Here is a 6,711-nt window from a genome sequence, read left to right on the forward strand (position 1 = left end):
AATTACCACCATTACTTCAATCAGGGTAAAACCTGAGGCACGATGGGCACGTAACTGGCTCACACGTACGGTAGGTTCAACCGCTATAGTTGAAGGGTCTATGGCTTGATTTGGATTCCTTTTCATTCAATATCTCTCATTCATCTTTAGAAAGTTCAGGCACTTTCAATTCTTCGTAGACGTTACACATGTTATTTAAATCATATTATTCATATTCACGATTGGCAGCATCACCGCGATCACAATTACCAGCACAATACCGGCCATAAGTACTAGCATCAGCGGCTCCAGAAGCGCGAGTAATGTCGAAATCAGCGTGGTCACTTCACGGTCCTGCATGGTCGATGCCCGTTCCAGCATACGATCCAGCTCCCCCGAGGCTTCGCCACTTTTGATCATTTGTACCATCATCGGGGGGAAATAACCACTACGTTCCAGCTGGGTAGCCAGGTTCCCGCCTTCAGTGACTTTTTCAGCAGCCAGATTAACCCAATCCCGAATCACCCAGTTATTACTTACCGCTGCCCCGATACGTAAGGCATCCACCAGTGGCACACCGGACTGGGTCAGAATCGATAGAGTACTGGCAAAACGGCCAGCATTAATGCCACGTGATAATTTTCCGAATAAAGGTAGTTTCAGAGTCAGGCGATCAAAAGCATAATGCCCAGCCGTTGTTCTTAAAAAACGTACTAGCAGAAAAATGCCTACCGCACTCCCTATCAATAAAAATGGCCACGCGATCCGGATAAAATCGCTGGCTTTCATTAAAGTCACTGTAATCCAAGGCAAGGCATCTTTACTTTGATCAAAGGTCTTGACGATATCCGGTACTACATAGGTCATCAGACCCATCACAATTGCAAAAGACATCAAGAGCAAAATAATCGGATAGATCATCGCCCCTTGAATCTTTTTCTGCATAGCAAAACGGTTTTCGGTATAGTCAGCTAACTGATCCAGAATCAGGTCCAAGTGACCAGAACGTTCACCAGCCGCAATGGTGGCAATATACAGTTCTGGAAAACGTCCAGACTGTTGTAGCGCCTGAGCCAAGCTATGTCCTTCCAGCACTTTAGAACGTACTGACATCAGCAGATTTTGCACATGAACTTTTTCGCTCTGCTTGCCGACGGCGCGAATAGCTTCTTCCAGCGGAATTGCGGCAGCGACCAGTACCGAGAGTTGTCGGGTCATAAGAGCCAAATCATAAGCAGTAATGCTTTTTTCAAACCATCTGCGACGGTAGTGCTGGTCTTTTTTCTCAACCGGATCTACAGAGACCGGAATCAGCGCCTGATCCCGAAGCTGTTGCCGGATTTGTCGTGCTGAATCCCCCTCAAGCACGCCTTTTTGCTGCTTCCCTGAAACGTCAAGCGCAGTAAACTGATATGCAGGCATTGTAATGCTCTAATTTTCCAAAATTTTGCTTAACGCTGTTGCGTCAGACCATCAAAATCATTCATATTCTTCAATATAAATTATCTGCTCACTCTAACATAACTGAACTTTGAGCACGACGAAATTTCATCAGGACCCACTCTGTTACTATGCCAAATTCTGTTCCCGTTACTGCCCCTGTTTATCGTGTTCGTGTTGCAGTGCCGGTGCATCTGTTTGACTGTTTTGACTATAGCTTGAGTCAGGAACAATATCAGCAGGCAGAAGTGGGTGCCCGAGTCGCGGTTTCTTTTGGCCGGCAAAATCTGGTCGGCGTGATTACTGAAAAATTACCGCTAGATGCTCCGATTGATCCCAGTTTCAAACTGAAAGCCATTACCGAGCTTTTAGATGACCGTGCCATTATCAATTCCCAGGTTTTAAGTGTATTGACCTGGTCAGCACAGTATTACCAGTTTCCTATCGGGGAAGTGATCCAGACTGCCTTGCCGACCTTATTGCGTCAGGGCAAACCTTATAACCTGCTGGCCCGAAACTGGAAATTGCTGGATCATGAGGCTGAAGCCAAAGTTCGCCGTTCCGAGAGGCAACAGGAAGCTTATCGGATTCTAAAACTGCATCCGGTGGGAACAACTGAGAATCTCTTAAATCTGGCCGGAATAGAAACAGCGACTTTAAAAGCACTCGAAAAAAAAGGGATTTGCGAATGTGTCCTGGAAGCACAGGATTTTAGCCCGCAACCTGTACAACTGGCCCAGATGCCATTAACGGCCAATGCGGAACAAAAGCATGCGATTCAGCAAGTGCTGAAATACCGCAAGCAATATCAGGCCTTTTTACTCGATGGCCTGACTGGCAGTGGCAAAACTGAAGTCTATCTTCAGATCATGGAACAGGTACTCAAACAGGGCAAGCAGGTGCTGGTACTGGTGCCTGAAATCGGACTGACGCCACAAACCATTAGCCGCTTTCAATCCCGCTTCCATTGTCATATCGCCCTGCTTCACTCTGGCCTGAATGACAGTAAACGCTTACAAGCCTGGCAAGCCGCTGAAACCGGTAAAGCGTCCATTGTGCTTGGCACCCGTTCTGCGATTTATACACCAATGCCGAATCTGGGTTTGATCATTCTGGATGAAGAGCATGACCTGTCTTTTAAACAACAGGAAGGTTTTCGCTATCATGCCCGTGATGTGGCCCTATACCGGGGACATTTACAGCAATGTCCAGTCCTCTTGGGTTCGGCCACCCCCAGCATTGACAGCTATGCGCTGGTGCAGCAAGGCAAAATGCAGGTGCTGGAACTGAATCAACGCGCGGGTACAGCACTAATGCCAAAAATCCATATTCTGGATTTAAAAGTGGCACCAAAGCAGCATGGCATCAGCCTGCATCTGATTGAAGAAATCAAAAAGCGCCTGGCTAAAAAAGAACAGGTACTCATTTTCCTAAATCGTCGTGGTTATGCGCCCGTACTGATTTGTGGCAGTTGTGGTTGGCAGGCGCAGTGTCCGAATTGTGATGCCAATTTCACTGTGCACCGGCAACCTTATCAGCATCTGCATTGTCATCATTGTGGCACCATTCATCGTATGCCTGAACAGTGTCCGCAATGTCAGCATCAGGAGCTGGCTACTTTAGGGATGGGGACTGGAAAAGTTGAAGAACATCTGAATGAGCTTTTTCCAGATTCTGAAGTGATCCGGGTCGATCGCGACTCAACCAGCCGGGTTGGCAGCTGGCAGAAAATCTATGACAAGATTCAGAAAAGTGAGCCTGCGATTCTGCTCGGCACCCAGATGCTGGCCAAAGGCCATCATTTTCCTTATGTCACGCTGGTTGCAATTTTGGATATCGATTCTGGTCTTCTTAGCGTTGATTTCCGAGCCACAGAACGTACAGCACAATTGATCGTACAGGTCGCAGGTCGTGCAGGGCGTGGGGAACATAAAGGGGATGTATATTTACAGACCCTAAGACCTGATCATGCGCTGCTGAATACCTTAGTCACTGAAAATTACCGCGCTTTTGCCAAGCAGACTTTGACCGAACGGCAAATCGCCCAGATGCCTCCTTTTCGTTATGCCGTGCTGATTCGCTGTGAATCCAAAGATCAGGCACAAAATACCGAATTCTTACAGAAACATGCTGCCCTGCTCAGGCAATATCCCGATCTGGTGCTGGACATCTGGGGTCCCATTCCTGCCCCGATGGAACGCAAAGCCGGACGCTATCAATCCCATATGGTGCTATTGTCCGCAGACCGTGCCCGTTTGCATTATTATGTCCGTAGCTGGTGGCAAAACCTGTTACAGGATAAGCCATCCAATATGAAGCTGACACTGGATATCGATCCACAAGAACTCAGCTAAAATATTGAGACTATCTTCATTTGATAAAGGCTCAACTTTAAGACTGGATGAAAATAAAATTTAAGGCGGAAAAATGTCGATACTGTTACAAATAGCGCTGGTTCTGGCGATTGCACTGTTCATGGTGCCACTGAGCCATAAACTCAGACTGCCAACAGTGCTGGGCTATTTACTGACAGGTTTAATCATTGGGCCGAGTGCCTTAGCGCTGATCTCTGCTCCTGAGGTGATGCAGACTTTTATTCAAATCAGCCTGTTGGCCCTAATGTTCTGGATTGGTCTGCAACTCAGACCACAACGAATTCTTCAGCTTGGGCAACCCCTGTGGTTTATGGCCATTTTACAGGTACTGAGCACGGCCCTGATTTTGAGCCTGCTGGCCTGGTTCTTTCTCGATCAGCATCTGGTTTCCAGCATTGTCATCGGACTGGCCGGCAGCCTCTCTGCCATGACGTTGGTGACCCAGTTTTTAAATAATCAGCAACAACTGGCGACCAGTTATGGTCAATCCGCTTATGCCAACACCCTGATTCATGCACTGATTGCAATTCCTATCATTGCAGCGATTCCGCTTTTTGCTGGAGTCAGTTCAACAGAACATGGCATAGCTTATTTTGCTGCCATGATGGCTACCTTTACTGGCTTATTTCTATGTAACCGCTATTTCATGCAGCCGCTCTATCGCTGGATTGCCAAAAGTGGTCGTCATGAATTGCATAGCATTGTTACCATTGTCATTTTCTTGGGCTTACTAGTCCTGATGGATACGCTGGGACTGAATCTGTACCTGGCAGCATTATTTTCCGGTATGTTACTGGCAGATTCTGATTTCCGGATTTCGATTGAAAAGAGTCTGCAGCCTTTTAGCGGTTTATTGATTGGGTTGGCTTTTATCAGTCTGGGCATGTCATTGCAGTTTGCCGATGTGCTGACGCAACCCGTATTGATTATTGCCGGAACACTTTCGCTGATCCTGATTAAATTTGCGATTACCTTAGGATTGGCACGTTATTATCAGCATAGTTGGCGCAACAGTACGCTACTGGCCGCCAGTGTGGCACAAAGTGGTGAGTTCGCTTTTCTGGCACTCATCATTGCGCTTTCGCAGCAGATCGTTACTCCAGCCCTGCTCTCCCCATTGATGTGGATGGCAAGTTTATCCATGCTACTCACACCGGCATTTTACTGGTTATTGCATAACCAGATTCTGCCACGACTGGATCGGCAAAATCATTTGGCAGCGACCTTTGACATTGAAAGCCTTCCACCAAATACCGCACCAATTTTATTAATCGGTTTTGGCCGTTTTGGCCAGATCATTGCCCGTATTTTGCTGCAACAGCAGCAAAAATTCAGTGTAATGGACAGCAATATCGAAGCAACTGAATTGCTGACCTCTTACGGTATTACCTTCTATCAGGCCAATGCGACTGAGCCAGAGGCTTTAGCTCAGGCACATCTGGATACGGTTCAGCATGTGATTGTCGCCATTGATGATATTGAAGATTCACTGCTGACCGTCCGACATCTGCGCTTAAATTATCCTGACATGTCTTTATGGGTACGGGCACGTAACCGGCATCATGTCCATCTACTTCAGGAGCTGGGCGTGGAACGAATCTGGCGAGAAACCTATGCTTCTGCACTAGAACTAAGTCAGTGTCTGCTAGTTCAGCTGAGCGGACTGTCTGAAGAACAGGCGCAACAAAAGATCCATGAGTTTCATACTCATGATCAGAAACTGCTCAATCGTCAATTTCATCCGGATACGGAGAGTCCGTTTAATTTCGCAGGCTCAAGGAATACACTGGCAGAACTGGAGCATCTTCTTGCTCAGGATCAGCTAAAAAAAGCACCAGAACAGGATACGGACACGCAACAGGACAACAACGCTTCAGGAATTGATGCCATAAGAGATGATCTGGCATAACTTGTGTTTTACAATAATGCCACCATTAAAGCAGGGTTATGGAGAATTTTATGTCTGATTTACGCCAACGCTTTTTTATTGAAGATAGCCCTGTTCGTGGTGAAGTGGTGCATCTTGAAGAAGCTTTACAAACAATTTTGGCCCAGCGTGACTATGCGCCTGCAGTAAAAATCCTGTTAGGTGAAATGCTGAGCGCCACTGCACTATTGGCCAGCACCCTGAAAATTAAAGGGCGTATCAGCCTACAAATTCAGGCTTCAGGCACATTTAAATGGGCAATGGCTGAATGTAACCATCGCGGTGAAGTACGTGCACTGGCGGATTATGAAGAAGATCCGCATTTTCAGGCAGCAGAAGATAGCAGCACAGTTTTAAAATCACTGACTAATCCAGTGCTGTTTATCAATATCGAGCCTGAATTTGGTGAACGTTATCAGGGTATTGTTCCGCTTGATCAGGAAAATTTGGCTGGCTGTCTGATGCAATATTATGACCTGTCTGCCCAGATTCCGACACGTATCGTGCTGGCCAGTGACAACAAACGTGCAGGTGGTTTGCTGATTCAACTGCTACCGCGTAACAGTGAAGAAGAACAACGCCGTGTCGATGAAGACTTATGGCCACGTCTGACCATGCTGACTGAAACATTAAAAACAGAAGAACTGGTCACTCTGGAGGCCAATGAAATTCTCTATCGTTTATATAACGAAGAAGAAGTGCGCTTACCAGAAGTAGAACATTTACAGTTTGGCTGTACCTGTTCTAAAGAACGTTGTGCGATTGCCTTACAGCAGATTGGTGTAGAATCGGTTCGTGAAACTTTAGAATTCCAGAATCCAATTGAGATGGACTGTCAGTTCTGTAATAGCCGTTATATCTTTACGGCTGAAGAAGCTTTGAGCCTGTTTGGCGAACACCTCAGTTAATAACAGCCCCTGCTCGACTCAAAAAAAGCACTCAATATTGAGTGCTTTTTTCATTTTATATTTTGTCCCGTCCTGAAATAAG

Annotated in this window: 5 protein-coding genes; 3 read left to right on the top strand and 2 right to left on the bottom strand. The window is 46.5% G+C overall.

The genetic code is table 11. From position 1 onward, the window contains the following. The coding region (locus tag B4J23_RS10080; RefSeq protein WP_291360402.1) for a type II secretion system protein at window positions 1–126 on the bottom strand (126 nt) is incomplete at its 3' end. Window positions 127–195: 69 nt separating this feature from the next. Continuing rightward, a complete protein-coding gene (gene gspF / locus B4J23_RS10085; protein WP_291360394.1) occupies window positions 196–1,401 on the bottom strand; it encodes a type II secretion system inner membrane protein GspF in 1,206 nt (401 codons plus the stop codon). A gap of 149 nt (window positions 1,402–1,550) precedes the next feature. Between gspF and B4J23_RS10090 the strand changes: the two genes are divergently transcribed. The 3 genes from B4J23_RS10090 to hslO all read left to right on the top strand — a co-directional run bounded on the left by B4J23_RS10090 (window position 1,551) and on the right by hslO (window position 6,629). After that, window positions 1,551–3,773, top strand: a complete 2,223-nt coding sequence (locus tag B4J23_RS10090; RefSeq protein ID WP_291360396.1) for a primosomal protein N' — start codon at window positions 1,551–1,553, stop codon at window positions 3,771–3,773. Between the two features lie 73 nt (window positions 3,774–3,846). Then, window positions 3,847–5,703 (top strand): cation:proton antiporter, encoded by a 1,857-nt coding sequence (locus B4J23_RS10095; protein ID WP_291360398.1) that lies wholly within the window; start codon window positions 3,847–3,849, stop codon window positions 5,701–5,703. 50 nt (window positions 5,704–5,753) lie between these two features. After that, window positions 5,754–6,629, top strand: coding sequence for an Hsp33 family molecular chaperone HslO (hslO, locus tag B4J23_RS10100; RefSeq protein WP_291360400.1), 876 nt, complete (start codon window positions 5,754–5,756; stop codon window positions 6,627–6,629). Window positions 6,630–6,711 lie beyond the last annotated feature (82 nt).

It is taken from the genome of Acinetobacter sp. UBA3025 (assembly GCF_002367915.1).
GTDB lineage: Bacteria > Pseudomonadota > Gammaproteobacteria > Pseudomonadales > Moraxellaceae > Acinetobacter.

Coding starts and splice junctions, on each gene's coding strand:
- gspF (WP_291360394.1), bottom strand. CDS start 1,401: ATGCCTGCATATCAGTTTACTGCGCTTGACGTTTCAGGGAAGCAGCAA.
- B4J23_RS10090 (WP_291360396.1), top strand. CDS start 1,551: ATGCCAAATTCTGTTCCCGTTACTGCCCCTGTTTATCGTGTTCGTGTT.
- B4J23_RS10095 (WP_291360398.1), top strand. CDS start 3,847: ATGTCGATACTGTTACAAATAGCGCTGGTTCTGGCGATTGCACTGTTC.
- hslO (WP_291360400.1), top strand. CDS start 5,754: ATGTCTGATTTACGCCAACGCTTTTTTATTGAAGATAGCCCTGTTCGT.